The organism is Actinomadura monticuli, assembly GCF_041463655.1.
Classification (GTDB): domain Bacteria; phylum Actinomycetota; class Actinomycetes; order Streptosporangiales; family Streptosporangiaceae; genus Spirillospora; species Spirillospora monticuli.
Genome location: NZ_JAXCEI010000010.1, coordinates 59,723 through 85,003, shown reverse-complemented (window position 1 = coordinate 85,003; position 25,281 = coordinate 59,723). Strand labels below are relative to the sequence as shown.

Here is a 25,281-nt window from a genome sequence, read left to right as displayed (position 1 = left end):
GGTGGCGGGCAGCGCGGCCACGTCGAGGCGTAGGGCACGCCGCCCGCAACCAGCCGCGTCAGCTCGCGGACGGCGTGCTCCACGTCCGCGCCGGACGCCCCGTCCGGGCCACCGGGTTTCAGCGCGGGGCCGCGGCGCTCCCGTAGCCGTGGACGATGAGCCGCTCGGCCATCTGCGCGTACGCGGCCGGGTCCTCCGGGGCGCTGGTGCCGAGGCCGTCGACATACCGGTTGAACATGCAGAACGCGGCGGCGATGAGCACGGTGTCGTGGATCTCGACGTCCGTGGCGCCGGCGTCGCGGGCGGCGGCGATGTGCTCGGCGCCGACCTCGCGGCCGCCGCGCCGCACGGCGGCGGCGACGGCGAGCAGGGCCCTGAGCTTGTCCGACACCGGCGCGGCGGCCGGGTCGGCGTGCACCTGCCGGACGAGCGACGACCCGCCGGGCAGCTGGGCGGCGGCGCACGCGCCGTGCGACGACGCGCAGAACCGGCAGCCGTTCAGCTCGGACACGTAGGCGGCGATCAGCTCCCGCTCACCGCGGCCGAGGGGGCTCGGCCCGCGCAGCAGGGCCTCCGCGAGCGCGCTCAGCGGCCCCGCCGTCTCCGGCCGGAAGCGGAGCAGGGACGGCAGCCCGGGAACATTCTCGTCCAATTCGATATGGGCCAAGGACTGCCTCCGGAAGAAAGGGGGTCGGGCAATGCCATCCGATCCTCTTACGAACGTCCTCGGGCGGGTAGTTTTCTCGCCACTCCACAAAAGGTCATGGTCTCCTGCGGCTCGCCCCACGGATTGGGTTCGGGGCGCCACCGGGAACACGACACGATTCCCGGCTCGACCAATTCCAGGCCGTCGAACAGCGCCTCGATCTCCGCGCTCGTCCGGGCCTTGAGCGGGTGCGGCGTGCCGCTCTCGTTCCACGCCTTCACCGCGGTGTGCGTCACGTCCACGTCCAGGCAGGCGTGCGACAGCGCCACGAAACTGCCCGGGGCGAGCGCCCCGACGAGCCGGTCCAGGATGCGCCGCACCTCGTCGTCGTCGGTGACGAGGTGCAGCAGGGCGAGCATCATCAGCGCGACGGGCTCGCCGAGGTCGAGCGTCGCGGCGGCCTCGTCGAGAATGTGCTCGGGATCGCGGACGTCGGCGTCGATGTAACTGGTCGCGCCCTCCGGGGAACTGGTGAGGAGCGCCCGCGCGTGGACGAGGACGAGCGGATCGTTGTCGACGTAGACGATGCGCGACTCCGGCGCGACCCGCTGCGCGATCTCGTGGGTGTTGTCGGCGGTGGGCAGCCCGGTGCCGATGTCGAGGAACTGCCGCACGCCCTGCTCGCCCGCCAGGTACCGGACGGCTCGTCCGAGGAACAGCCGGTCGGTGCGGGCGGCGCTGACGATCCCGGGGACCTGGCGCGCGACCGCCTCACCGGCCCGCCGGTCCACCTCGTAGTGGTCCTTGCCGCCCAGCCAGTAGTCCCAGACGCGCGCCGACACGGGCCGGTCCGCGCGGATGCCGCCGTCCGCGCCCTCTCCACCGACGGCGCCCATGAGCTCCCACCTCCGGCTCGGAAGATCTTGACCGTACACGGCCGGGCACGGCCGCGGCGGGTGAGGTCGATCACGTCCGGCCGCAGGCCCGATGCAGGGCCCCGGCCACCTCGACGGGGTCGTAGGCCGGGAGGACCGCCGCCAGGTGCCCGTCCGGGCGGACGACGTGGACCGTGTCCGGGCCCGCCCGCAGCGCCGTCCGGAGCACCCCGTCGGTGTCGATGTCGTCCAGCGCGCGGATCTCGTACGGGACGCGGGCGGGCGGCGGCGCGCCGGGCCGCCCGCCGGTCAGGACCACGAACCGCGTGCCGAACAGGCGGCGCAGCCGGGTCGCCCGCCCGTCGGCGGCGCACGGGCCGTCCGGGCAGAGCACGCCGGGCAGCGGCGGGCGGGCGGCCCCGGCCTCGCGCGGGAAGCCGTCCACCGGGCCGGACGGGGTGGTCAGCGGCGAGTCCAGGTACCAGAACGGCTCGGCGAGCCTGCCGGAGTCGACGATCGCCCGCGGGTCGGGGTGGGTGCGAGCCGCCGCCAGCGCGTCCAGGCGGCGCGCCCGCTGCGCCGGCGTCCGCGGGACGAGGAACTCCATCGTCCGCGTGGTCACGCGGAGGTTCTCGGCGGCGGCCGCGCGGCGCTCGGCGTCGTAGCTGCGCAGCAGGTCCGGCGGGGCCCAGCCGTGCCGGACGAAGGCGAGCTTCCACGCGAGGTTCTCCGCGTCCTGGACGCCGGAGTTCAGCCCGCGGGCGCCGAACGGCGCGTACAGGTGCGCGGCGTCGCCGGCCAGGAACGCGCGGCCGGACGCGAACCGCTCGGCGCACCGCTCGTGGAACCGGTACACGGTGGCCCACACGATCTCGTACGGGACGTCCCCGGCGATCTCGCGGATGCGGGCGTCGAGCGCGCCGGACCGCCGCTCGGCGTCGAGGTCGAGGTCGGCGGGGACCTGCCAGTCGATGCGCCACGTCCCGTCCGGGCACGGGTGGAGGAGGACCTGCCGGCCCGGGTTCCACTCGGGGTCGAAGTAGAACCGGCGCTCACTCGGGAACGGCAGGTCGGCGCGGATGTCGCAGATGAGGAACCGGTCGTCGAACGTGCGCCCGGGGAAGCCGATGCCGAGCAGGTCCCGGACGGCGCTCCGCCCTCCGTCGGCGCCGACGGCGTGCGTCCCGCGCACGGTGGCACCGGCGTCGGCCTCGACGCCGCGCGCGTCCTGGCGGAGGCCGCGGACCGGATGGCCGTACCGGACGTCCACCAGCGGCTCGGCGGCGGCGAGGTCCCGCAGGTGCGCCTCCACCTCCGCCTGGGAGATGTTGATCCAGGGCGGCACCTCGCCGCGCCCCGCGTCGGGGAAGGTGACGGCGAACAGCTCGTCCCCGCGGTGGTAGGTGCGGCCGGTCGTCCAGGTCACGCCGCGGGCGATCATGCGCGCGGCGCAGCCGGCGCGGTCGAGGACGTCCAGCACGTCCCGCTGGAAGCAGATCGCCCGCGACCCGGCCGGGTCGCGGGCGGCGGCGGCCTCCAGCACCACGCTCGGCACCCCGTGCCGCGCCAGCAGCAGCGCCGTGACCAGCCCGACCGGCCCGGCGCCGACGACCACGACCGGTTCCGTGAGAGCGCCCACTCCTGAAATGGTGCGCCGCGGACCGGCCCGGGTAAAGCGCCCGCGCCGGTCGCCCGGGGGGTCAGGCGGTGGGGCTCTCCGTCGTCCGGGCGCGCTCGACGGCCTCGGCGATCGTCCGGTCGGCGACGTCCCGGTCCTGCCAGCCGCGGACGTCGGCGGACTTGCCCGGTTCGAGGCTCTTGTAGATGTCGAAGAAGTGCGCGATCTCGTCGAGGATGTGCTCGTGCACGTCGGCCAGGCCGCCGATCCCGGCGTACCGGACGTCCCGCGACGGGACGGTGAGGATCTTGGCGTCGGGCCCCTTCTCGTCGTGCATCCAGAACACGCCGACGCTGCGGACGGTGACCTGGCAGCCGGGGAACGTGGGCTCCTCCAGCAGCACCATCGCGTCCAGCGGGTCGCCGTCCTCCGCGCGGGTGTCGATGATGTACCCGTAGTCGTGCGGGTAGCGGGTCGCGGTGAACAGCATCCGGTCGAGGCGGATGCGGCCGATCGCGTGGTCCATCTCGTACTTGTTGCGCGATCCCCCGGGGATCTCGACGACCATCTCGATCTCCATGAGTACCTCCCCTCCAGCGGACCCTACCCGCACTGCGAACGGGTGATCGTAGAGTCGGGGCATGGACGCGCCGCGATTCGCCTACCAGCCGCTTCCCGTCCGGGTCGTCTTCGGCGCGGGCGTGCTCGAGGACCTGCCCGCCGAGGTGGACGCGCTCGGCCTGTCGCGGGTCCTCGTGCTGTCGACGCCGGGCCGGCGGGCGGACGCCGGGCGCGTCGCCGCGCTGCTCGGCGGCCGGGCGGCGGGCGTCCACGCCGGGGCCGTGACGCACGTGCCGGCGGGCGTCGCGGCGGAGGCGTGCCGGGCCGCCGCGGACGCCGAGGCGGACGGGCTGGTCTCCTTCGGCGGCGGGTCGGCGGTCGGCCTGGCCAAGGCGGTCGCCAGGGAGACGGGGCTGCCGGCCGTGGCCGTCCCGACGACGTACGCCGGGTCGGAGATGACGCCGGTGTGGGGCATGACCGAGGACGGCGTCAAGCGGACCGGGCGCGACCCGCGGGTCCTGGCCCGGACGGTTCTGTACGACCCGTCCCTGACGCTGGGGCTGCCGCCGGCGGTGTCGGCGGCGTCCGGGATGAACGCGATGGCCCACGCCGTGGAGGCCCTGTACGCGCCCGACGGCGCGCCGGTCGTCTCGCTGATGGCGGAGGAGGCCGTGCGCGCGCTGGCCGCGGCGCTGCCGGAGGTCGTCCGCGACCCCGGCGGCCTGACCGCGCGCACCGAGGCCCTGTACGGGGCGTGGCTCTGCGGGACGTGCCTGGGCGCCGCGACGATGGGCCTGCACCACAAGCTGTGCCACATCCTCGGCGGGTCGCTGAACCTGCCGCACGCCGAGACCCACACCGTCCTGCTGCCGCACGCGCTCGCCTACAACGCCCCCGCCGCGCCGGACGCCGTGCGGGCGCTGCGCCGGGCGCTCGGGCGCGACGATCCGGCCCGCGCGCTGTGGGACCTGGCCGGTTCGCTGGGGTCGCCGCGCTCGCTCAGGGATCTCGGCGCCGACCCCGCCCACCTGGACGGCGTCGTCGCGCGCGCCGTCGGCGGCGGGTTCGCGAACCCGCGTCCGGTGGAGGAGGCGGGCCTGCGTGCGCTGCTCGGCGACGCCTGGGAGGGACGTCCTCCGGCCGCCTAGTGGGCGGCGGCGTTCCAGTCGGCGCCGGCGCCGACGGCGACCTCCAGGCCGACCGTGAGCGGGTAGGCGGTCGTCATCCGGTCGCGGACGATCTCCTCCGCGGCGCCCCGCTCCCCCGGCGCCACCTCCAGCACGATCTCGTCGTGCACCTGGAGCAGCAGCCTGCTGCGCAGCCCGGCGGCGGTGAGCGCCTCGTCCACCCGCAGCATCGCGATCTTGACGATGTCGGCGGCGGAGCCCTGGATCGGCGCGTTCAGCGCCATCCGCTCGGCGGTCTCGCGGCGCTGCCGGTCGTCGCTGGTGAGATGCGGCAGGTAGCGGCGGCGGCCGAGGACCGTGCGGGTGTAGCCGGTGGCGCGGGCCTCGGCGACGACGTGGTCGAGGTAGTCGCGGACGCCGCCGAGCCGGGCGAAGTAGGCGTCCATCAGCGGGCGCGCCTCCGCCACCGGGATACCGAGCTGCTTGGCCAGCCCGAACGCCGAGAGCCCGTACGCCAGCCCGTACGACATCGCCTTGATCTTGCGCCGCATGTCGGGGGCGACGGCGCCGGGGGCGACCTGGAACACCCGCGCGGCCATCGTCGCGTGCAGGTCCTCGCCGGACTCGAACGCGGCGAGGAGCGTCGGGTCCTGCGACAGGTGCGCCATGACGCGCAGTTCGAGCTGGCCGTAGTCGGCCGTCAGCAGCGACTCGTATCCGGCGCCGGGCGTGAACGCGCGGCGGATGCGCCGGCCCTCCTCCGTCCGGACGGGGATGACCTGCAGGTTCGGCTCGGTCGAGGTGAGCCGCCCGGTCGCGGCGACGGTCTGCTGGAACGTCGTGTGGATGCGGCCGTCCGCGCCGGTCTCGCGGATCAGCCCGGCGACGGTCGTGCGCAGCCGCGCCTGGTCGCGGTGGCGCAGCAGCACCTGCGGGAGGCCGTTGTCGGTCTGGGCGGCGAGCCAGGTCAGCGCGTCCAGGTCGGTGGAGTAGCCGGACTTGATCTTCTTGGTCTTCGGCAGCCCGAGCTCGCCGAACAGCACCTCCTGGAGCTGCTTGGTCGAGCCGGGGTTGAAGCGGCGGCCGGCGATGCCGGCGGCCTCGTCGGCGGCGCGCTCCATCGCGTCCGCGAAGTGCCGCTCCAGCTCGTCCAGGAGGCCGGCGTCGACGTGGATCCCGGCGCGCTCGGCGCGGGCGAGCAGGTGCGACAGCGGCAGTTCGACGTCGCGGAGGACCTCGTCCATGCCGGTGGACGCGAGGTCGGCGGCGAACGTCCCGGCGAGGTCGAGGACGGCGCGGGCGCTCAGCATCAGCCCGGCCGCCCCGTCGGCGGGCGGGCGGCGGCCGAGGTGGCGGCCCGCGAGGTCGGCGATCCCGTAGGCGGCCAGGCCGGGCAGCAGCAGGTAGGCGGCCAGCGCGATGTCGGTGGCGACGCCGCCGAGCCGCCATCCGCGCTCGCCGGACGCGCGCAGCAGCGACTTCGCGTCGTGCAGGGCCTTGGGACGGGCGGGGTCGGCCAGCCAGTCCGCGAAGGCGCGCTCGTCGTCCCCGGTGAGGCCGGACGGCTCGAAGGAGGCCGCGTGCCCGTCGCCGGCCGCGAGCGCGATCCGCGCGACGCCGCCCGCGCCGCGCTCCCAGGTGCAGTCGGCGGCCAGCCCCGTCAGCCCGGCGGCGTGGGACCGGAGCCAGCCGGCCAGCTCGTCCGGGCCCAGCTCGCGGCCCTTCACCGGCTCGGGCCGCGCCGCCTCCGCCGCGCGGCCGCCGCCGGGGTCGGCGGCGAAGAGGCGCTGCCGGAGGCTCGCGTTGCGGAACTCCAGCTCGTCCAGCAGGGCCGTGAACGCCGGCAGGTCGTAGGGGCCGCGCCGCAGGTCGGCGGGGGCCACCGGCAGGTCCACGTCGCGGACCAGCTCGGTCAGCCGCCGGTTGAGCCGCACCGAGTCCAGCGCGGCGCGCAGCCGCTCCCCCGCCTTGCCCTTCACCTCGCCGGCGCGCTCCAGCAGGGCGTCGAGCGACCCGAACTCGCGGATCCATTTGGCGGCGGTCTTCTCCCCGATCCCCGGGATGCCCGGCAGGTTGTCGGACGGGTCGCCGCGCAGCGCCGCGAAGTCGGGGTACTGCGCCGGGGTCAGGCCGTACTTCTCCCGCACCGCCTCCGGCGTGTAGCGGATCATCTCCGACGCCGTCCGGTAGAAGTACAGGACGGTGACGCCGTCGCCGACGAGCTGGAGGACGTCCCGGTCGCCGGTGACGATCAGCACGTCCATGCCGTCGGCCTCCGCCGCCGCGGCGAGCGTCGCGATGACGTCGTCGGCCTCGTAGCCGGGCGCCCGCAGGACGGGCACGCCCATCGCGGCGAGCAGCCGGTCCAGGACGGCGAGCTGGCTGCCGAACTCCTCCGGCGACCGCGCCCGGGTCGCCTTGTACTCGGGGAACGCCTCGGTGCGGAACGTCCGGCGCGACACGTCGAACGCGACGGCCGCGTGCGTCGGGCGCTCGTCCCGCAGCACGTTGGCCAGCATGTTCGCGAACCCGTAGACGACGTTCGTCGGCTGCCCCGCCGTGGTGCTGAAGTTCTCCACCGGCAGCGCGTAGAACGCCCGGTAGGCCAGCGAGTGGCCGTCCAGGAGCAGCAGGCGGGGCCGGTCGGTCATGTCTCACATCCTGGCACCCGGGAAAGGGGCATGAAACGGCCGGACGGGGTGTTGGGAGCGACATGACGAAGATCGAACTGGGCCGGCTGGGGATCTGGCGGCCGTGGAACGCGCTGGATCCGGAGCTGGCCAAGGACGTCGAGGACCTGGGCTACGGCACGATCTGGATCGGCGGCTCGCCGCGCGGCGACCTGAGGATCGCCGAGCGGCTGCTGGCCGGCACCGACCGGATCGTCATCGCGACCGGCATCGTGAACATGTGGGCGACGCCGGCCGAGGAGGTCGCGGCGTCCACCCGCCGGCTGCGGGAGGCGTACGGCGACCGGTTCCTGCTCGGCGTCGGGATCGGCCACCCGGAGGCGACGCGGGAGTACCGCAGCCCGTACGAGACGATCGTCGGCTACCTGGACGCGCTGGACGCGGCGGGCGTCCCGGCGGAGTGGCGGGTACTGGCCGCCCTCGGCCCGAAAGTGCTGCGGCTGGCGGCGGAGCGCACCGCGGGCGCGCACCCGTACTTCACCACGCCCGAGCACACCCGCGAGGCGCGGGAGACGCTCGGCGCCGGGCCGCTCCTCGTCCCGGAGCAGAAGGTCGTGCTCGACACCGACGTCGCGCGGGCCGGCGCGACAGCGCGGGAGGCGGCCCGCATGTACCTGGGCCTGCGCAACTACGTGGGGAACTTCAAGCGGCTCGGCTTCACCGACGCGGACGTGGCGGACGGGGGCGGTGACGCGCTGATCGACGCGCTGATCGCGCAGGGCGACGCGGCGGCGCTGGCCGCGCGGGTGCGGGGGCACCTGGACGCGGGCGCCGACCAGGTGGCCGTCCAGGTGCTGGGCGACGGCGACCCGCGGCCCGCGCTGCGCGCGATCGCCGAGGCGCTGGGCTGAACGGGTGAGGGACGCGCCCGGAGCCGGGCGCGTCCCTCCCCTGGACGGGCTATCGGGTCGCGTAGATCCCGATCTCGTCCGGCACGGTCCGCTTCGCGGGCCGCGCCGGCGCGGCGCGCCTGGCCAGTTCGTTGCCGTTGACCGTCAGCGTGCTGTGCGCGAACAGCTGTGTGACGGCGGCGGTGGCGTCGATCATGTGGTCGAAGCCCGTCAGGTCGACGTTGTCGTAGCGGTCGCAGGCCGAGTGGTAGCACGGGTCGTAGGCCACTCCGGCCGTGCCGCCGTAGGCCTGTGCCTGCTCGGGCGTCTTGATGCCTTCGGCGCCGGTGAAGACGCCGCCCGCGGGGATGCCCGCGGTGATGAAGGCGTTGTAGTCGGACCGCCCGTTGAACGGCGTCGGGTCGGTGGCGAGGCCCCGGCCGGCGAAGTAGTCGTTGAACGCCTTCTCGATCGCACCGGACCCGGCGGGCGGCTCGACGTTGTTCTCGCCCGCGCTGTCGTCGCCGTCGTAGACGAAGTTCACGTAGTTGGGCGAAGCGAGCATGTCGAAGTCCAGCATCAGCGCGACCTTGTCGCGCTCGGCCTGCGGGAGGTTGTCGACGTAGTATTGGGAGCCGAGCAGGCCCTCCTCCTCCGCGCCCCAGAACGCGAACCGCACCTTGTTGCGGACCTCGGGGCCGAGCTTGCGGATCTGCTTCGCCATCTCCAGCAGCGTCGCGGTGCCCGAGCCGTCGTCGTTGATGCCGGGGCCCTCGGTGACGCTGTCGTTGTGCGCGCCGACGACCACGACGTTGTCGGCGCGTCCGCGCTTCGTGTCGGCGACGACGTTGGCCGCCTCGCGCTTCTCGTTGAGCACGGCGGTCGTCACGCGCAGTGTCACGCCGCCGTTGTTCGCCTGCTCGACCAGGGCCTTGCCGACCGCGTTGGTCGGGCCGATGACCGGGATGTCGTACGGGGTGGTCAGCGTGCCCGCGACGGGCCCCGGCTGGTCGGGGAGCTGGTAGATGACCACGGCGGACGCGCCCGCGGCGATGGCGTTGTCGGTCTTGACGGAGAAGAAGCAGCCGCCGCGCTGGATCAGCGCGATGTGGCCCGCGGGGAAGCCGGCGAAGTCGTCGGCCTCGCAGCCGCTGCCGTCCCCGGTGGCGCCGGAGTCGACCGGGGTCGCGGCGGCGGTGACGTCGCCCGACCCGGAGTACTGCAGGGTCGCGTAGTCGGTGCCGGGAGCGAACGTCTTCGCCTCGGGCGCGGTCTCGGCGAAGACCGGCTCGGCGGTCTCCTGCCAGAAGTCGAAGGTGAAGTTCTGGACGGTGGGCGTGTATCCGGCCCGCTTGAGCTGGTCCGCGATGTACTTGACGGTGATCTTGTTGCCGGGGAGCCCGGCGGCCCGGTTGCCGCCGTTGGCGTCGGCGATCTTCTGCAGGTTCAGCTGGTGGTGGCGGACGTTCTTCAGCGTGACCAGCTTGGCCAGCTCGGCGGGGGCGGGGGGAGCGGCCTCGGCGGGCACCGCCGCCAGGGCGGCGGCTGCGAGCGACAGCCCGGCCAGGGTCGCGAGCGCGGCTCTGCGCATGACTAGGTCTCCGTTTGTGGGGGGACGAAGCAACCCGAAGCCTGACACGCGTCAAATCACGCAACAAGACACGACTCAGCATCAAAACGGCCAATATTGGCCTCTTTTTGCGCTTGGTTAACAAGATCGACACACTTCGCGCGATTACCGTCCGTCTCGACCCGCTGTACCGCTCGTGTCGATCACCACGACCGGCGAGCGAACGCGTTTTCCAAGGTCAGGGACAGAATGGTGTTCGGGTGAACGCGCTGACCTGCGGAAACGGCGGCGGGCCCGGCACGGCCCCGGATCGCCCGCCGATTCCGCCCGCGGTCCCTCTCCGTGCTTCCCCGGATTCGAGTTCCAGCAGGTGAGGCCGCTGGCACCGGACAAATCGGCGTGAGTATGCTTCGTCAACCTTGCAGGTGGCCGCCGACGATCAGGAGTGGGCCGTTGTCGAGTCCCGAACAGGCGCGTCCGGATCAGGCTCGTCCGGATCAGGCGCGCCGAACGCACGGGCGTCCGCACACGCGTCCGATCGGGCGCCGGATCGTCCTCCTCCTGGCGGTGCCGCTGGTGTCGCTCGTGGCCGTGTGGACGTACGCGGCCGTCCCCGCGCTGGACGACGCGCTCCAGCGCAACGAGTACGCCGCGAGCCGCGACCAGTCCACCGAGCCGGCCGCCTTCGCCATGCAGTCGGTGCAGCAGGAGCGCGCCGCCGCGGTCGACGCGCTCACGTCGCCGTCCGCGGCGGCCTCGCAGAAGTTCCAGGAGGCCACCGGCAGGACCCAGCAGGCGGTGGCCGCCTTCCGCAAGGTGATGCTGGCCCCCGACGCCACGAGGCGCCTGACCGAGGCCGAGCTGCAGCGGACCCGGAACGCCGTCAACCAGCTCGACCAGCTGGCCAGCATCCGGTCGCAGATCACCGCGCGGAACGTGCCGCCGCTGGAGGCCATCAACGCCTACAGCACGGCCCTCGACAACACCGTCCGGCTGCTGACCACGCTGGTGACCCTCAACGACGTCGGCGTCTACCAGCACAGCAACGGCCTGCTGTACGTGTTCTGGGCGCGCGACTACATGCTGCGCGAGGACGCGCTGCTGACCGCGCTGCGCGGCGGCCGGCTGACGGCCGGCGCCCGCGCCGCGTTCGCCCGCTGGGCGGGCGTCCGCGCCGAGCTGATCGAACTCGGCTCGATCGGGCTCAGCGGGGACATCGCCAGGACCATGAGCGGGCTGGTGAACTCCCCCGCCTACACCGGCTACGTCGCGCTGGAGAACGCCGTCGTCCAGCACGGCAAGGCCCCCGACCCGCAGCAGTGGCGGGCCGCCGTCAACGCGGCCGGGCAGGTGTGGCTCGGCACCGTCGCCAAGACCGGCGAGCAGTTCCAGAACGACGAGGTCGCGCCCGCCAGCGACCGGATCATGCTGCGGGTCTACCTGGCGGGCGGCGTCGGGCTGCTCGCCGTCATCGCGTCCATCGTGCTGTCGCTGCTGTTCGCCCGCCGGCACGCCGACGAGCTGCGGCGCCTGCAGCGGTCGGCGCAGGAGCTGGCGAACGAGCGGCTGCCCCGCGTCGTCGCGCGGCTGCGGCGCGGCGAGCGGGTCGACCTGGAGGCCGAGACGCCCCGCCCGCCGAGCGGGCGGACCACGGAGGTCGCGCTGGTCGGCGAGGCGTTCGAGAGCGTCCAGCGGACGGCGATCAGCACCGCGATCGGCGAGGCGGAACTGCGCGCGAGCATCAACCGGGTCTTCGTCAACCTGTCGTGGCGCAGCCAGTCGCTGCTGCACCGGCAGCTGCGGCTGCTGGACCAGATGGAGCGGCGCGCCTCCAGCTCCGAGGAGCTGGACGACCTGTTCCGCCTCGACCACCTGACCACCCGCATGCGGCGGCACGCCGAGGGCCTGGTCATCCTGTCCGGCTCGCCGACCGTGCGCGCCTGGGACCGGCCCGTCGCCGCCGAGGACGTGGTGCGCGCCGCGATCGCCGAGGTGGAGGACTACACCCGCATCGAGGTGACCGGCGCGTCGTCGGCCGCCGTCACCGGCGACGTGGTCGCCGACGTCATCCACCTGCTCGCCGAGCTGATCGAGAACGCCACCGCCTACTCCCCGCCGACCACCGAGGTCACCGTCAAGGTCGAGACGGTCGCCAACGGGCTCGCGGTGGAGGTCGTCGACCGCGGCATCGGCCTGCACCCCGACGAGCTGGACGAGCTCAACCGGCGGCTCGCCAGCGCCGTCGAGTTCGACCTCGTCGACACCGAGCGGCTCGGCCTGTTCGTCGTCGCCCGGCTGGCCGCCCGGCACGACATCAAGGTCTCGCTGCAGCCGTCGGCGTACGGGGGCACGACCGCGATCGTCCTGGTCCCGCACGCCCTGGTGAGGCTGGACGAGCACTGGCAGCAGGCGATCGGCGATCCCGCGGTGACGCAGCCCGGCTTGTCCGGCGCGGACGCGCCCCGGCTCGGCCGCCCGATCCGCCCCGCGCTGCCCGGCCCGGCCGGCCCGCCGCGGCAGCCGGGCGCCCCGCCGGCGGAGCCGCCGCCCGTCTCCTTCAACGCAGCGGGCTCCTTCGACCAGCCGGACTCCTTCGACGCTCCAGGCGCCTTCGAGGAACCCGGCTCCTTCGAGACGCGGGGCTCCTTCGACGCCCGGGCGTTCGACGCGCCCGCCGTGTTCGACGCGACCGCCGCCTTCGATCCGGCGGCGCCCGCCGAGGCGCCCGGTCGCACCGATGGCCGGTCCCGGCCGCCGGAGCAGGAGCCGGAACCGGGGCAGGCAGAGGACAGCGAGGTCACCGGCCGGCTGCCGCGCCGGGTGCGGCAGCGCAACCTCGCACCTCAGCTGCGCAAACGTTCGGTGACCCGGCACTCGGAACCGGCCGAGCGGCCGGACGACGACTTCGAGGAGCCGAGTCCGGAGCTCAGCCGCGACCTGATGGCCTCGCTACAGTCGGGATGGCTGCGGGGCAGGGTCGCCGACGACGAACCGGGCGATCTCGATCCACGCGACGAATGGGGGGAATCATGACCCGGCAGGGCCACGCCACCGGCGAGCTCGACTGGCTGCTCGAGGATCTGGTGCAACGGGTCGGCGAGGTCCGCCAGGCCGTCCTGCTATCCCGGGACGGGCTGGTCATGGGCGCCTCGGGGAACGTCACCCGCAAGGACGCCGAGTTCCTCGCGGCGCTGTCGTCGGGCTTCCACAGCCTCGCCAACGGCGCCCGCGAGCACTTCCAGGCCAAGCAGGTGCGGCAGACCGTGGTGGAGCTGGACGACCGGCTGTTCTTCGTCATGCCGGCGGGCAACGGGAGCTGCCTGGCGGTGCTCAGCGACGCCGACGGCAACGCCGGGCTCGTCGCCTACGAGACCACCATGCTGATCAAGCGGGTGCGGCGGGCGCTGGCGGCGTCGCCGCGCACCCCGGCGCCCGAGGACGCGTCGCTGCGGCCGGGTGCCTCGGGCTGACCGGTCGTGGAGACTCCGAGAGAGCGCTGGATCGGGCGGGACGCCGGCCCGGTCGTGCGGCCGTACGCGGTGACCCGCGGGCGCACCCGCCCCCGCGGGCTCGTCGTCGACCTGGTGACGATCCTGGTCTCGACCGGCCGCACCCCGGGCGACCGGGTGTGGCTGTCCCGCGAGCAGCGGCGGCTGCTCGAGCTGTGCCGCCAGCCGTCCACGCCCGCCGACCTGGCCTCGGAGACCGACCTCCCGTACCGGGTCGTGCAGATCCTGCTGGAGGACCTGCACCAGTACGGCCTGATCGAAGAGGTCCCGCAGGCGGCGGAGCCGTCCGACCGCCCCGACCCCCGCATCCTGATGAGAGTGCTCGATGAACTTCGCCGTCTCTAACCCGTCCGCGACGCCGTACGCGCCGCACGACGACATCCCCACGCACACGCTGAAGGTGCTGGTGGCCGGCGGTTTCGGCGTCGGCAAGACGACGCTCGTCGGCGCGGTGAGCGAGATCCGGCCGCTGCGCACCGAGGAGACCCTCACCGACGCGTCCGTCGGGGTGGACGACCTCGGCGGCGTGGAGGGCAAGACGACCACGACCGTGGCGATGGACTTCGGCCGGCTGACGTTCTCCGGCGGCGTCCGGCTGTACCTGTTCGGGACGCCCGGCCAGGAGCGGTTCTGGTTCATGTGGGACCAGATCGCCTACGGGGCGGTCGGCGCGATCGTGCTGGTCGACACCCGGAGGCTCAGCACGAGCTTCGCGTCCATCGACTTCTTCGAGCAGCGGGAGATCCCGTTCATCGTGGCCGCGAACCAGTTCGACGGCGCCCGCCGCTACAGCGTGGACGAGATCCGCGCCGCCCTCGACGTCGACCCGGACGTGCCCGTCCTGATGTGCGACGTGCGGAGCCGCGAGGTGGCGAGGGGCGTGCTGATCGCGCTGGTCGAGCACGCCCTCCACGCGGCGCAGACCTAGCGCAGACCTAGCGCGGGCCTAGCCGGCGGGCCGGCCCGCCGCCATCCGGGCGACGATGAGGGACGCCAGCGCGGCGTAGGCGGCGGCGTCGTCCATCCCGGTCTCGGCCTTGATCTCGCCGCGGTGGATGGACTCCATCACCCGGCCCGCGACGGCGCCGACGAACGCCGCGTCGGCGTCCCCGGCGGCCTCCCGGACGAGCCCCCGCACGCGCCGGACCGCGAACCGCGTGTTCTGCTTGTAGATCTCGCGGGCGGGGGCGAAGGCGTCCAGGTCGGCGAAGAACGCGGGCGACGCGGGGGCCAGCTCCGCGGAGATCGCCCGCAGGTAGGCGCCGACCCGCTCGCGGGGCTCGGCGTCCGGGTCGAGCGCGGCCTCCACCCGCTCGGTCGCGCGGCGGAAGAACGCGCGCACCACGGCCGCGATGATCTGCTCGCGGCTCGCCGCCACCGCGTAGAGGGTGCTCTTCGAGCAGTGCAGGACGGCGGCCAGGTCGGCGACGCCCAGGTCGGCGAACCCGCGTTCGAGGAACACCTCCATCAGCCGCTCGACCAGGGCGTCCCGCCGCCGCGAGGCCCGCGTCGCCCGCTCGTCCACCGAGGTCATGACCTGGACAGTACCAAAACAGGTTCGCCAGTACCGCCTTTGGTACTGTTGGCGGGCCGAAAGGAGACCGCCCATGCCCGCCACCCGGCAGCTGCCGACCCCCGAGTCCGAGGACCTGATCGAGCTCACCCGCGACATCGCGGCGAAGGAGCTGGCGCCGCGCGCCGCGGACGCCGAGCGCACCGGGACGTTCCCCCGCGAGGTCTTCACGACGCTGGGCCGGGCCGGTCTGCTGACGCTGCCCTACCCGGAGGAGTTCGGCGGGGGCGGCCAGCCGTACGAGGTCTACCTCCAGGTCCTGGAGGAGATCGGCGCGGCCTGGGCGAGCGTGGGCGTCGGCGTCAGCGTGCACGCCCTCTCCTGCTTCCCCCTCTTCGCCTACGGCACCGACGAGCAGCGCGCGCGGTGGCTCCCCGGCATGCTCTCCGGCGAGCGGCTCGGGGCGTACTGCCTCTCCGAGGCGCACGCCGGTTCCGACCCGGCCGCGATGCGTGCCAGGGCCCGCCGCGATGGTGACTCCTACGTCCTCAACGGCGCCAAGGCGTGGACCACCCACGGCGGCAAGGCCGACTTCTACACCGTCATGGCCCGCACCTCCGACGAGAAGGCGCGCGGCATCTCCTGCTTCCACGTCCCCGCCGGCACCCCGGGCCTGGAGTTCGACGAGCCCGAGGACAAGATGGGCCTGATGGGCTCCACCACCGCGACGGTCCGCCTGGTGGACGCCCGCGTCCCCGCCGGCAACCTCCTCGGCGACGAGGGCCAGGGGCTGTCCATCGCCCTCGCCGGCCTGGACGCGGGCCGCCTCGGCATCGCCGCCGTCGCCACCGGCCTCTCCCAGGGCGCCCTCGACACGGCGGTCGCCTACGCCAAGGAGCGCGAGGCGTTCGGCAAGGCGATCATCGACCACCAGGGCCTCGCGTTCGTCCTCGCCGACATGGCCGCCGCCATCGAGTCGGCCCGCGCCACCTACCTGTCCGCCGCCCGCCTGAAGGACGCCGGCCGCCCCTACGGCCGCGAGGCGTCGATCGCCAAGCTGGTCGCCACCGACAACGCCATGAAGGTCACCACCGACGCCGTCCAGGTCCTCGGCGGCGCCGGCTACACCCGCGACTTCCCGGTGGAGCGCTTCATGCGCGAGGCCAAGGTCATGCAGATCTTCGAGGGCACCAACCAGATCCAGCGCCTCGTCATCTCCCGCCACCTCGCGCGGTAAGGCCGAGGGACGGGCCCGGCGGCCCGCACCGAGGCGGACCGCGCCGCCATCCGGCGGATCCTGTACCGGTCGCTGGAGGAGTCGTTCGACGTCGCCGGGGTCTCCTGGGCCGCGTGCCACCACGAGGACCGCGGCGACGGCGTGCTGCTCGTCGTCCCGCCCGGGGTCCCGGCGAGCGCGCCGGCGGACCCGCTGGTGCGGGCGTTCGCCGAGCGCATCGGCCGGCACGACGGAGGCGCGGCGGAGGCCCGCCGGTTCCAGGTGCGAGTCGCGGTCGACACGGGCCCGGTGCTCGCCGCCCCGGACGGGGTCACCGGGGCGGCGCTCGCCCGCGCCGCCCGGCTGCTGGGCGCGGACGTGCTGCGGCGGCGGCTGGCGTCCGGCTCCGCGGTCCTCGGGCTGATCGTCTCCTCGGCCGTGCACCGGACGGTCGGCGCCACCGGGCAGGGGTTCGAGCGCGTCGAGGTGGACGACGCCGCGTCCGGCACCGCCTGGCTCCGGCTCTACCCGGCGCCCCGCCCGGGAACGGGGGCATGACCCGCGAGGCCGTGTCTCACGCGGGCCATGCCGATCCCGGAGGCGTCCGGGCTAGAGCCGGACGTACTCGTAGTCGAACGGGCGGCCGTTGATGCCGTTGCGGGGCGGGGCGATCCACGCGGCGATCTTGCCGCGCTCGTGGACGGGCCGCATCAGCGACCGGACGTGGGTCTTGTCGACCTCCGTCGGAAGCCAGGCGCCCACGCGCCTCTCCCACTCGCCGGCGGACAGGATCTCGCCCCGCGGGGTCGCCTCGATGCCGGCGAACGCGCCGACCTTCCGGTTGAAGGCGACGTGCGGCAGGTAGAGGCGCTGCGGCAGGCCCGCGCCCTCCAGGATGCGGTTCCACCGGTTGACGCCGCTCTGGCAGTCGGAGATGTACTCGCGGCGCAGGTCGGTGTTCAGGCCGGTCAGCGCGGCGACCTCCCGCTGGGCGATGGCGCCGTCGACCAGGGCGTCCACCATGACGGCGTCGTCGGTGAGGCGGTGGTCGTCCTTGCGCCGGTCCTCCATCCACCGGCCCTTGAGCCCGGCCGTGTAGTAGTTGGCGACGTTGCTGGACGTCTCGGAGCCGAACAGGTCGAGCGACACCGAGTAGTGGAAGTTCAGGTACTTCTGGATGACGTCGAGCGAGATCGCGCCGTGCGGGGTGACGTCGTCGGTGTCGTGCTCCTTCATGAGCTGGACGGTCCGCTCCACCACGCGGTCGATGCCCGTGGTGCCGACCATCATGTGGTGGGCCTCTTCCTTGAGCATGAACTCGCAGGTCCGCGACAGGGGGTCGAAGCCGGACTCCTTCAGCGTGCCGAGCTGGTACTTGCCGTCCCGGTCGGTGAAGTAGGTGAACATGAAGAAGGAGAGCCAGTCGGGCGTCTCCTCGTTGAACGCGCCCAGGATGCGGGGCGACTCCTCGCTGCCGGAGTTGCGGTGCAGGAGCTCCTCGGCCTCCTCGCGCCCCTCGCGTCCGAAGTAGGCGTGCAGGAGGTACACCATCGCCCACAGGTGGCGGCCCTCTTCGACGTTCACCTGGAACAGGTTGCGCAGGTCGTACAGGCTGGGCGCGGTGGCGCCGAGGTTGCGCTGCTGCTCGACGGACGCCGGCTCGGTGTCGCCCTGGATCACGATCAGCCGCTGGAGGTCGGCGCGGTACTCCCCCGGCACCTTCTGCCAGGCGGGCTCGTCCTTGTGCGCGCCGAAGCCGATGCGCCGGTCGCCGTCGCGCTCGGCGAGGAAGATGCCCCACCGGTAGTCCTTCATGGCGACGTGCCCGAAGTGCGCCCAGCCCTCGCGGCCGACGTTGACGGCCGTGCGCAGGTAGACGTCCCGCGCCGGCAGGGTCGGCCCCATCGACTCCCACCAGTGCAGGAAGTTCGGCTGCCACGACTCCAGCGCCCGCCGCAGGCGCCGGTCCTCGTGCAGGCCGACGTTGTTCGGGATCTTCTCGGTGTAGTCGGCGGCGCCCGCCCTGCCGGTCCCCACGGGTCACACTCGCTTTCGGTCGAAGTCGGCGCGCCGCCCGGTGCCGTAGCGCCGCAGGGCGCCGTCGGGGCCGGACGCGTTCGGACGGGTGAAGATCCAGTTCTGCCAGGCGGTGAGCCGGCCGAAGATCTTGGTCTCCAGGGTCTCCGGGCCGGGGAAGCGGTAGTTGGCCTCCAGCCCGGTCAGCGCGTCGGGGCTGAAGCTCCCCCGCTCCTCGACCGCGATGCGGACCTCCTCGTCCCAGTCGATGTCGTCGGGCGCGAACGTGACCAGGCCGAGGCGCTCGGCGTCGGCGGCCTCCAGGGGCTTGCCGGCCGCGTCGCGGACGGCGCCGAGGGCCTCGCCGTCGCCGAGGAAGCGGGTCTCCAGGCGGGTGAGGCCGTTGCCCATCGGGAGCGGGCCGAGGTTCATCGCGGCCACGGTGAGCGCGGCCGGGTCGGCGTCCGGGTCGACGTCCTCGAAGACGCCGTCGAGCTGGTAGGTGCGGTCGGCGGCGAGCGCGACCTCCAGCAGCGAGCCGGCGAAGCAGCCGCCCGGCTCGATCAGGGCGATGAGGCTGCGGCTGGTGACGTCCAGCCGCTTCAGGGTCCGCTTGAGGTAGTGGACGATCTCGTTGGCGAGCCAGTCGCCGGCGTTGTCCAGCAGGAGCCGGTCATGGGCGAGGACGTGCTCGGCCTCGCCGGTCGTGCGGAACACCCAGGTGCCGAGTTCGAGCTCGTTGGTGCGCAGGTCGAGGATCAGGTCGTCGAGCTCGCGGGTCATGGCGAGCGTCCAGAAGTCCGCGCGGTGGAAGTCCGCCGGGGGCGCGTCCGGGCCGGCGATCGTGATCTCGACGGCGCCCGCGCCGCGGTCCAGGGTCGCCGACACGTGCCGGTAGGAGACGGACGTGGCGGTCCGCTCCTTCTCCAGCGGGGTCAGCGCGACGCCCTCGGCGCCGGCCGGGCGGGACGAGCGCGCCGCCAGCTCCCCGGCGCGTTCCGCGACCGTCGCGTCCCAGGACGTGCGGGGGACGGCCTCGTCGACCAGCCGCCACGCGACGGCCTTCCTGCCGCCGAGCCCCTCGGCCTTGGTGGAGAAGTAGTCGGCGCGGTCGCGGCGCACGCGCCGCTTGTCCGACACCCGGGTCAGCCCGCCCGTCCCGGGCAGGACGCCGAGCAGCGGCAGCTCCGGCAGCGACACGGCGGTGGACCTGTCGTCCACGAGCATGATGTGCTCGCAGGCGAGGGCCAGCTCGTACCCGCCGCCGGACGCGGTGCCGTTCACGGCCGCCAGGTAGGTCTGGCCGGAGTTCGCCGTCGCGTCCTCGATGCCGTTGCGCGTCTCGTTGGTGAACTTGCAGAAGTTGACCTTCCAGGAGTGCGGGGACGCGGCCAGCATCCGGATGTTGGCGCCCGCGCAGAAGATCTTCTCCTTGCCGCTGGTGATCACCACGGTCCGCACCCCCGGATGCTCGAACCGCAGCCGCTGGACGGCGTCGTACAGCTCGATGTCCACGCCCAGGTCGTAGGAGTTGAGCTTCAGCTCGTAGCCGGGGACCAGGCCGCCCTGCTCGTCCACCGCCATTGTGAGGGTGGCGACCGGGCCGTCGACGTCCAGGCTCCAGTGCCGGTAGCCGGACGGCTCCACCCGGAACTCCACGTGCGGGCCGGTGCCCATGAGATGTCCTTCCGCCGGGGTCGTCTCCACCATGCTCCACAGATTGTGTTTTACTCGTCAATAGTTTGTAGCATATTGGTCCGTGCGGCCGCCCGGGACGAGGGCGGCTCCGCGGGGTCAGGGCGTGCCGAGCATCGTCGCGGCCAGCTCCCGGACGGCGAAGCGGCGCAGCTTCCCGGTCGGCGTCGTGGGCAGCTTGTCCAGGATCAGCACCTCGCGCGGACGCTTGAACGACGCGAGCCCCGCCCGGCAGAACTCGATCAGCTCCGCCGGCGCGGCCGACGCGCCCTCCTTGAGGACGACGGCGGCGACCGGCTTGTCCAGGCCGTCGGCGTCCGGCAGCCCGACGACCGCGGCCATCGACACCGCCGGATGCTCCAGGAGCCGCCCCTCCACCTCGGCGGGCGACACCCAGATCCCGCCGGCCTTGAGCATGTCGCCCGTCCGGCCGAGGCAGGTGTAGTAGCCGTCCTCGTCCACCACGTAGGTGTCGCCGGTCCGCAGCCACTCGCCCTGGAAGACCTTGCGGGTGGTGTCCGTGCGGCACCAGTACCCGGTCGCGATCGACTCGCCCTTCACCAGCAGCGAGCCCGGCGTGCCGGGCTCGACGTCGGCGCCGTCGCCGTCCACGATCCGCAGCTCGTAGCCGGGGACGGCGGTGCCCGTGGTCCCGGGGCGGACCCGGCCCGGACGGTTCGACAGGAAGATGTGCAGGCACTCCGTCGACCCGATCCCGTCGATGATCTCCACGCCGTACCTGGCGGTGAAGCGGCGGCACAGCTCGGCCGGCAGCGGCTCGCCCGCCGACACCGCCAGCCGGACGGACGCGAATGCCTCCGCCGGCACGTCCGCGTTCAGGAGCGCGGCGAAGAAGGTGGGCACCGCGAAGAACAGCGTCGGGCGGTACTCGGCCAGCCGCCCGGCCACCGACGCGGGCGTCGGCCGGTCCGGGTCCAGGATCGTGGTGGCGCCGGCGGCGAGCGGGAAGAACAGCGAGTTGCCGATGCCGTAGGCGAAGAAGAGCTTGGCGACCGAGTAGCAGCGGTCCTCCGGGGTGATGCCGAGGACCTGGCGGCCGTAGGTCTCCACGACGTGCCGGATGTTGGCGTGCCGGTGCATCGCGCCCTTCGGCTTGCCGGTCGTCCCGGACGTGTAGAGCCACAGAGCACTGGAGTCGTCCGAGGTCAGGTACGGGTCGACGGGCTTGCCGCCGCGCTCCCGCCCCTCCCGGACCAGGTCCTCGAAGGGCCCCACCCGCACGCCGGGCGGCGCCTGCAGAACGGCGCCCCCCTCCACCGCCACGTGCCGGACACCGGGCGCCTGCGCGAGCGCGGCCTCCGCCGCCACCGCGAACCGGTCGCTGACCAGCAGCACCCTGGCCCGCGCGTCGTTCAGCAGCGCGGCCAGCTCGGCGCCCGTCAGCATCGTGGAGACCGGCACCGGGACGGCCCCTAGCCGCATCGCGCCCAGGATCGCGGCGGCCATGGACGGGCCGTCCGCCATGAACAGCACGACCCGCTCCTCGCCGCGCAGCCCCCGCGCCTCCAGCCCTGCCGCGATCTGCTCGGAGAGCTCGGCCAGCTCGGCGTAGCCGAGATCGCCCCCCGGCCCGGTGACGGCCGGCCGGCCGCCGGTATCCGCCCGGGACGCGGCCTGGAGCAGGTACGCGGAGGCGTTGAAGGCGTCGGGCACGGCCGGTGCGGTCGCCGTCTCAGCGGTCATCGGGGTCTCCAGTCGCCGGGAACCGAGGCACTCATGCTCTACATGGTCAAAACGCTAGTCAATAGTTCTGTGGAATGATGGCCGGTCGCGCGCCCCCGCGCGCGATACTGGACAGCGTTCCATGGACGGCCGCGCCCCAGAAGGGCTCGGGAGGAGGGGCACATGGCCCGATCCGGCGAGGACGCGGCGCATCCGCGGCCCCAGTTCCGGCGGCGGCGCGAGCTGGGCGCGGCGAGCGCGCGGTCGCTGCTGCTGACCGTGCTGGGCGAGTTCGTCCTGCCCGGCGGCGAGCCGGTCTGGACGGCGGCGTTCCTGCGGGCGCTCGGGCTGCTCGGCGTGGAGGAGAAGGCCGTCCGGCAGGCGCTCGCGCGCAGCGCCGCCGAGGGCTGGCTCGCCGGGGAGCGGCACGGCCGCCGCACCGCCTGGCGGCTCACCCCGGCCGGAGAGCGGCTACTCACCGACGGCACCGACCGCATCTACGGCTTCGGCGGCCCGGTCGGCGACTGGGACGGGCGGTGGCTGCTGGTCCTCGCGACCGTCCCGGAGACCAACCGCAAGCTCCGCCACCTGCTGCGGACGCGGCTCGCCTGGAACGGGCTCGGCAACCTCTCCCCCGGCGTGTGGGTCAGCCCGCACCCCGAGCGAGAGCCGGAGGTCCGCGGGGTGCTCGCCGAGATCGGCGTCGCCGAGACCTCCACCCTGTTCACCGGTCGCCTCGGCGACCTGGCCGAGGCACGGCGCGTGGCCCGGCAGGCGTGGGACCTCGACGAGATCGAACTCGCCTACGAGGACTTCCTCGACGCCGTCGGCGCGCTGCGTCCCGCCGACGACCCCGGCACGTTCGCCGCGCACGCGAGGCTCGTCCAGGAGTGGCGCCGGTTCCCGTTCCTCGACCCGGGCCTCCCGGCGGAGCTGCTCCCGGACGACTGGAGCGGCTCGCAGGCGTTCGCGCTCTTCCACGAGCGCCACGACGCCTGGCGCCCCGTCGCCGACCGGCAGTGGAAGGCGATGAGCGCCTGACCGGCGCCTCCGGGGCCGGAGACGTCCCCGGGTCGGCGCGCCTAGGCCGGCGGGGTGAGTCTCAGCAGGTTGACGGTGCCCTCGGCGACGACGCGGTCCTTGTCGTCGGTGATCGTCGACTGCCAGGTGACATGGTCGCCCACCCGGTCGACCGGGTGGGCGCGGGCCACCAGCCGCCCGGCGCGCACGGCGCGGATGAACCGCGTGTGGTTGCTGATCCCGACGACCTGGCTGTCGAGGCCGACGGTGATGGCGGCGCCCATGCTGCACACCGTCTCGGTGATGGCGCAGTACACGCCGCCGTGGACGATCCCGTACGCCTGCATGAGCTTGTCGGTGACCTCGAGTTCGGCCACGACCTCCCGCTCGGACGCCTCGGTCACGACGAGTCCGAGCGTCTGGTCGAGCGGGCCCGCGTAATCGATGCGCTCTGCGGTCATGCCCCAGAAGCTATCCAGGCGCCGAAATCCCCGTCAACGCGGGTGTAGGAGGCGCCCCGCCGGGAAGTCGGGAGAAGGTTCGTCAGCGCGGACGGGAGGTCCCATCGATGAGCAGCTTGGTCGGACGGAACCTGCTCGCGGGAGCCGAGCCCGACGTCGCCGCCAACGCCGGCCACACCGACGCCCCTCCGCGGATGGGCTTCTTCACCGACACGTCGGTCTGCATCGGCTGCAAGGCGTGCGAAGTGGCCTGCAAGGAGTGGAACGCCATTCCCGAGGACGGCCTGGAGTTCACCGGCATGTCCTACGACAACACGCAGGGGCTCGGCGCCGACACCTGGCGGCACGTCGCCTTCATCGAGCAGGGCAAGCCGATGGGGCACGCCGAGGCCGGCGTCGACCACGGCGAGGCACCGGGGGTGGCGGGCGGGGGCGGGACCGACCTCCGCTGGTTGATGGCGTCGGACGTGTGCAAGCACTGCACGCACGCCGCCTGCCTGGACGTGTGCCCCACCGGGTCGCTGTTTCGCACCGAGTTCGGCACGGTCGTCGTCCAGGAGGACATCTGCAACGGCTGCGGCTACTGCGTGTCCGCCTGCCCGTACGGGGTCATCGACCAGCGCAAGGACGACGGGCGGGTCTGGAAGTGCACGCTGTGCTACGACCGGCTCGGCGCGGGGCAGGAGCCGGCCTGCGCGAAGGCGTGCCCGACCGACTCCATCCAGTTCGGGCCGCTGGAGGAGCTGCGCGAGCGGGCCGCGATGCGCGTCGAGCAGCTCCACGGGCTGGGCGTCGAGGACGCCCGCCTCTACGGGCACGACCCGGACGACGGCGTCGGCGGAGACGGCGCGTTCTTCCTGCTGCTCGACGAGCCGGAGGTGTACGGGCTCCCGCCGGACCCGGTCGTCACCACGCGCGACCTGCCGGCCATGTGGCGGAACGCGGGCCTGGCGGCGGTCGCGCTGGCCGGCGGTCTCGCCGCGGTCTTCGCCGCCCACGGCCGCGGCGGAGGTGCCCGGTGAGCGAGGCGGAGGTGGGCAGGGACGGCATGCGCGGCGCGCGGCCCGGCCGGGAGGCGCAGGTCGGCAGGGGGCTGCGGGGACGGGACGGCCGCAGGCGGGGCGGCGGGCGCGGCGGGCGCGGCGGGCGCGGCGGGCGCGGCGGGCGCGGCGGGCGCGGCGGGCGCGGCGGGCGCGGCGAGAAGGCGATGGTGCCGGAGGCCGAGTTCACCTCCTACTACGGCCTGCCCGTCCTGAAGCCGCCGGTCTGGAAGGCGGCCGACGTCGCGGCGTACCTCTTCCTCGGCGGGCTGGCCGGCGCCGGCTCGACGATGGCCGCGGCCGCGCAGCTCACCGGGCGGCCCGCCGCCGCGCGGGCGCTGAAGATCTCCTCGCTGGCCGCCATCGCGGGCTCCACGGCCGCGCTGATCCACGACCTCGGGCGCCCGGAGCGGTTCTCCAACATGCTGCGGGTGATGAAGCCGACCTCGCCGATGAGCGTGGGCTCCTGGGTGCTGGCCGCCTACGGGCCCGCGGCGGGCGGCGCGGCCGTCCTGGACGCGGCGGGGATCCTCCCGCGGCTCGGCGGCGCCGCCACCGCCGCGGCCGCCGCGCTCGGTCCCGTCGTGACGGTCTACACCGCCGTGCTGATCGCCGACACCGCGGTCCCCGCGTGGCACGAGGGAAGGCGCGAGCTGCCGTTCGTCTTCGCCGGCTCGGCCACGACCGCCGCGGCCGGGATGGCGCTGGTCGCGGCGCCCGTCCGGGAGACGGGACCGATGCGCACCGCAGCCGTGGCCGGGGCGCTCCTGGAGCTGGCCGCGGCCAAACTGCTGGAGCGCCGAGCCGGACTGGCCGCCGAGCCGTACAAGAGGGGCAAGGCCGGCCGGTTCATGCGCGCGGGCGAGATCCTGTCGGCCGCGGGCACCGCCGGGAGCGTGCTGCCGGCCGGGCGCGGCCGCGCGGCGGCGGCGCTCAGCGGGGCGGCGCTCCTGGCGGGCTCGGCCTGCACGCGTTTCGGCATCTTCCACGCCGGGATCCAGTCCGCCGAGGACCCCAAGTACACCGTCGTTCCCCAGCGGGAACGCGTCGACGCGCGCGGCACGGAGGCGACCGCCTGACACCTGTCGCCTTTCTGCAAGTTAGTTGAAATCTTGCGCAAACTCTTGACGAGGCTGCAAGAAGAGAGCATTCTCACGGTGCTCGCGGACGGCCGTCCCCACCCCCTCCAGACGCCCGCCAGGCGCCCCGTG

The 25,281-nt window shown here is 73.9% G+C and carries 22 protein-coding genes; 11 read left to right on the top strand and 11 right to left on the bottom strand.

Going from position 1 to position 25,281, the window contains the following annotated elements; translation table 11 throughout:
• Positions 1–118 precede the first annotated feature (118 nt).
• The 4 genes from SM611_RS22850 to SM611_RS22835 form a co-directional block, all read right to left on the bottom strand.
• Entirely contained in the window at positions 119–652 is a 534-nt protein-coding gene (locus tag SM611_RS22850) for a carboxymuconolactone decarboxylase family protein (RefSeq protein WP_371951924.1), read from the bottom strand.
• A gap of 62 nt (positions 653–714) precedes the next feature.
• Positions 715–1,542: an SAM-dependent methyltransferase gene (locus SM611_RS22845; RefSeq protein WP_371951923.1), complete on the bottom strand. Its 828-nt coding sequence runs from the start codon at positions 1,540–1,542 to the stop codon at positions 715–717.
• A 70-nt stretch (positions 1,543–1,612) separates the two neighbouring features.
• Positions 1,613–3,160, bottom strand: coding sequence for an FAD-dependent monooxygenase (locus SM611_RS22840; protein WP_371951922.1), 1,548 nt, complete (start codon positions 3,158–3,160; stop codon positions 1,613–1,615).
• A 61-nt stretch (positions 3,161–3,221) separates the two neighbouring features.
• Positions 3,222–3,719 carry an inorganic diphosphatase gene (locus SM611_RS22835; protein WP_371951921.1) on the bottom strand — a complete coding sequence of 166 codons (498 nt, stop codon included), beginning with the start codon at positions 3,717–3,719 and terminating at the stop codon, positions 3,222–3,224.
• 61 nt (positions 3,720–3,780) lie between these two features.
• Between SM611_RS22835 and SM611_RS22830 the strand changes: the two genes are divergently transcribed.
• Positions 3,781–4,848, top strand: a complete 1,068-nt coding sequence (locus SM611_RS22830; RefSeq protein ID WP_371951920.1) for a maleylacetate reductase — start codon at positions 3,781–3,783, stop codon at positions 4,846–4,848.
• Here the strand turns inward: SM611_RS22830 and polA are convergent.
• Positions 4,845–7,478, bottom strand: a complete 2,634-nt coding sequence (polA, locus tag SM611_RS22825; protein WP_371951919.1) for a DNA polymerase I — start codon at positions 7,476–7,478, stop codon at positions 4,845–4,847. The two genes, SM611_RS22830 and polA, sit on opposite strands and share 4 nt — an antisense overlap.
• Positions 7,479–7,540: 62 nt before the next feature.
• Here polA and SM611_RS22820 point away from each other — a divergent pair, with 62 nt between their 5' ends.
• Complete coding sequence (locus tag SM611_RS22820; protein WP_371951918.1) at positions 7,541–8,368, top strand: LLM class F420-dependent oxidoreductase; 828 nt, start codon at positions 7,541–7,543, stop codon at positions 8,366–8,368.
• A 49-nt stretch (positions 8,369–8,417) separates the two neighbouring features.
• On the opposite strand, the gene SM611_RS22815 is transcribed toward SM611_RS22820, so the two are convergent.
• Positions 8,418–9,938 (bottom strand): M20/M25/M40 family metallo-hydrolase, encoded by a 1,521-nt coding sequence (locus tag SM611_RS22815; protein ID WP_371951917.1) that lies wholly within the window; start codon positions 9,936–9,938, stop codon positions 8,418–8,420.
• 555 nt (positions 9,939–10,493) lie between these two features.
• Between SM611_RS22815 and SM611_RS22810 the strand changes: the two genes are divergently transcribed.
• The 4 genes from SM611_RS22810 to SM611_RS22795 are packed head-to-tail and all read left to right on the top strand — an operon-like array spanning position 10,494 to position 14,354.
• A complete protein-coding gene (locus SM611_RS22810; protein ID WP_371951916.1) occupies positions 10,494–12,950 on the top strand; it encodes a sensor histidine kinase in 2,457 nt (818 codons plus the stop codon).
• The gene (locus tag SM611_RS22805) at positions 12,947–13,387 is read left to right on the top strand and encodes a roadblock/LC7 domain-containing protein (RefSeq protein WP_371951915.1); all 441 of its coding nucleotides are present in this window, start codon (positions 12,947–12,949) and stop codon (positions 13,385–13,387) included. The genes SM611_RS22810 and SM611_RS22805 overlap by 4 nt, the downstream gene beginning before the upstream one ends.
• A 6-nt stretch (positions 13,388–13,393) precedes the next feature.
• Positions 13,394–13,771, top strand: a complete 378-nt coding sequence (locus tag SM611_RS22800; RefSeq protein WP_371951914.1) for a DUF742 domain-containing protein — start codon at positions 13,394–13,396, stop codon at positions 13,769–13,771.
• Positions 13,752–14,354, top strand: a complete 603-nt coding sequence (locus SM611_RS22795) for a GTP-binding protein (RefSeq protein WP_371951913.1) — start codon at positions 13,752–13,754, stop codon at positions 14,352–14,354. Before SM611_RS22800 ends, SM611_RS22795 begins: the two co-directional genes overlap by 20 nt.
• 18 nt (positions 14,355–14,372) lie before the next feature.
• Here SM611_RS22795 and SM611_RS22790 read toward each other — a convergent pair whose 3' ends face one another.
• On the bottom strand, positions 14,373–14,960 hold the full coding sequence (locus SM611_RS22790; protein ID WP_371951912.1) for a TetR/AcrR family transcriptional regulator: 588 nt from the start codon (positions 14,958–14,960) through the stop codon (positions 14,373–14,375).
• A 73-nt stretch (positions 14,961–15,033) separates the two neighbouring features.
• Here SM611_RS22790 and SM611_RS22785 point away from each other — a divergent pair, with 73 nt between their 5' ends.
• Both SM611_RS22785 and SM611_RS22780 read left to right on the top strand, forming a co-directional pair.
• Positions 15,034–16,176 (top strand): acyl-CoA dehydrogenase family protein, encoded by a 1,143-nt coding sequence (locus tag SM611_RS22785; protein ID WP_371951911.1) that lies wholly within the window; start codon positions 15,034–15,036, stop codon positions 16,174–16,176.
• 141 nt (positions 16,177–16,317) lie between these two features.
• A complete protein-coding gene (locus tag SM611_RS22780) occupies positions 16,318–16,713 on the top strand; it encodes a hypothetical protein (RefSeq protein ID WP_371951910.1) in 396 nt (131 codons plus the stop codon).
• A 51-nt stretch (positions 16,714–16,764) separates the two neighbouring features.
• Here SM611_RS22780 and boxB read toward each other — a convergent pair whose 3' ends face one another.
• The 3 genes from boxB to SM611_RS22765 form a co-directional block, all read right to left on the bottom strand.
• Positions 16,765–18,192, bottom strand: a complete 1,428-nt coding sequence (boxB, locus tag SM611_RS22775; protein ID WP_371951909.1) for a benzoyl-CoA 2,3-epoxidase subunit BoxB — start codon at positions 18,190–18,192, stop codon at positions 16,765–16,767.
• Between the two features lie 3 nt (positions 18,193–18,195).
• Positions 18,196–19,881, bottom strand: a complete 1,686-nt coding sequence (gene boxC, locus SM611_RS22770) for a 2,3-epoxybenzoyl-CoA dihydrolase (RefSeq protein ID WP_371951908.1) — start codon at positions 19,879–19,881, stop codon at positions 18,196–18,198.
• Positions 19,882–19,965: 84 nt separating this feature from the next.
• On the bottom strand, positions 19,966–21,570 hold the full coding sequence (locus SM611_RS22765) for a benzoate-CoA ligase family protein (protein WP_371951907.1): 1,605 nt from the start codon (positions 21,568–21,570) through the stop codon (positions 19,966–19,968).
• A 162-nt stretch (positions 21,571–21,732) separates the two neighbouring features.
• Here SM611_RS22765 and SM611_RS22760 point away from each other — a divergent pair, with 162 nt between their 5' ends.
• Positions 21,733–22,590, top strand: a complete 858-nt coding sequence (locus SM611_RS22760) for a PaaX family transcriptional regulator (RefSeq protein WP_371951906.1) — start codon at positions 21,733–21,735, stop codon at positions 22,588–22,590.
• Positions 22,591–22,631: 41 nt separating this feature from the next.
• Here SM611_RS22760 and SM611_RS22755 read toward each other — a convergent pair whose 3' ends face one another.
• Entirely contained in the window at positions 22,632–23,030 is a 399-nt protein-coding gene (locus SM611_RS22755; RefSeq protein WP_371951905.1) for a PaaI family thioesterase, read from the bottom strand.
• 107 nt (positions 23,031–23,137) lie between these two features.
• Between SM611_RS22755 and SM611_RS22750 the strand changes: the two genes are divergently transcribed.
• Both SM611_RS22750 and nrfD read left to right on the top strand, forming a co-directional pair.
• A complete protein-coding gene (locus SM611_RS22750; RefSeq protein WP_371951904.1) occupies positions 23,138–24,052 on the top strand; it encodes a 4Fe-4S dicluster domain-containing protein in 915 nt (304 codons plus the stop codon).
• Positions 24,049–25,149, top strand: coding sequence for an NrfD/PsrC family molybdoenzyme membrane anchor subunit (nrfD, locus tag SM611_RS22745; RefSeq protein WP_371951903.1), 1,101 nt, complete (start codon positions 24,049–24,051; stop codon positions 25,147–25,149). Before SM611_RS22750 ends, nrfD begins: the two co-directional genes overlap by 4 nt.
• Positions 25,150–25,281 lie beyond the last annotated feature (132 nt).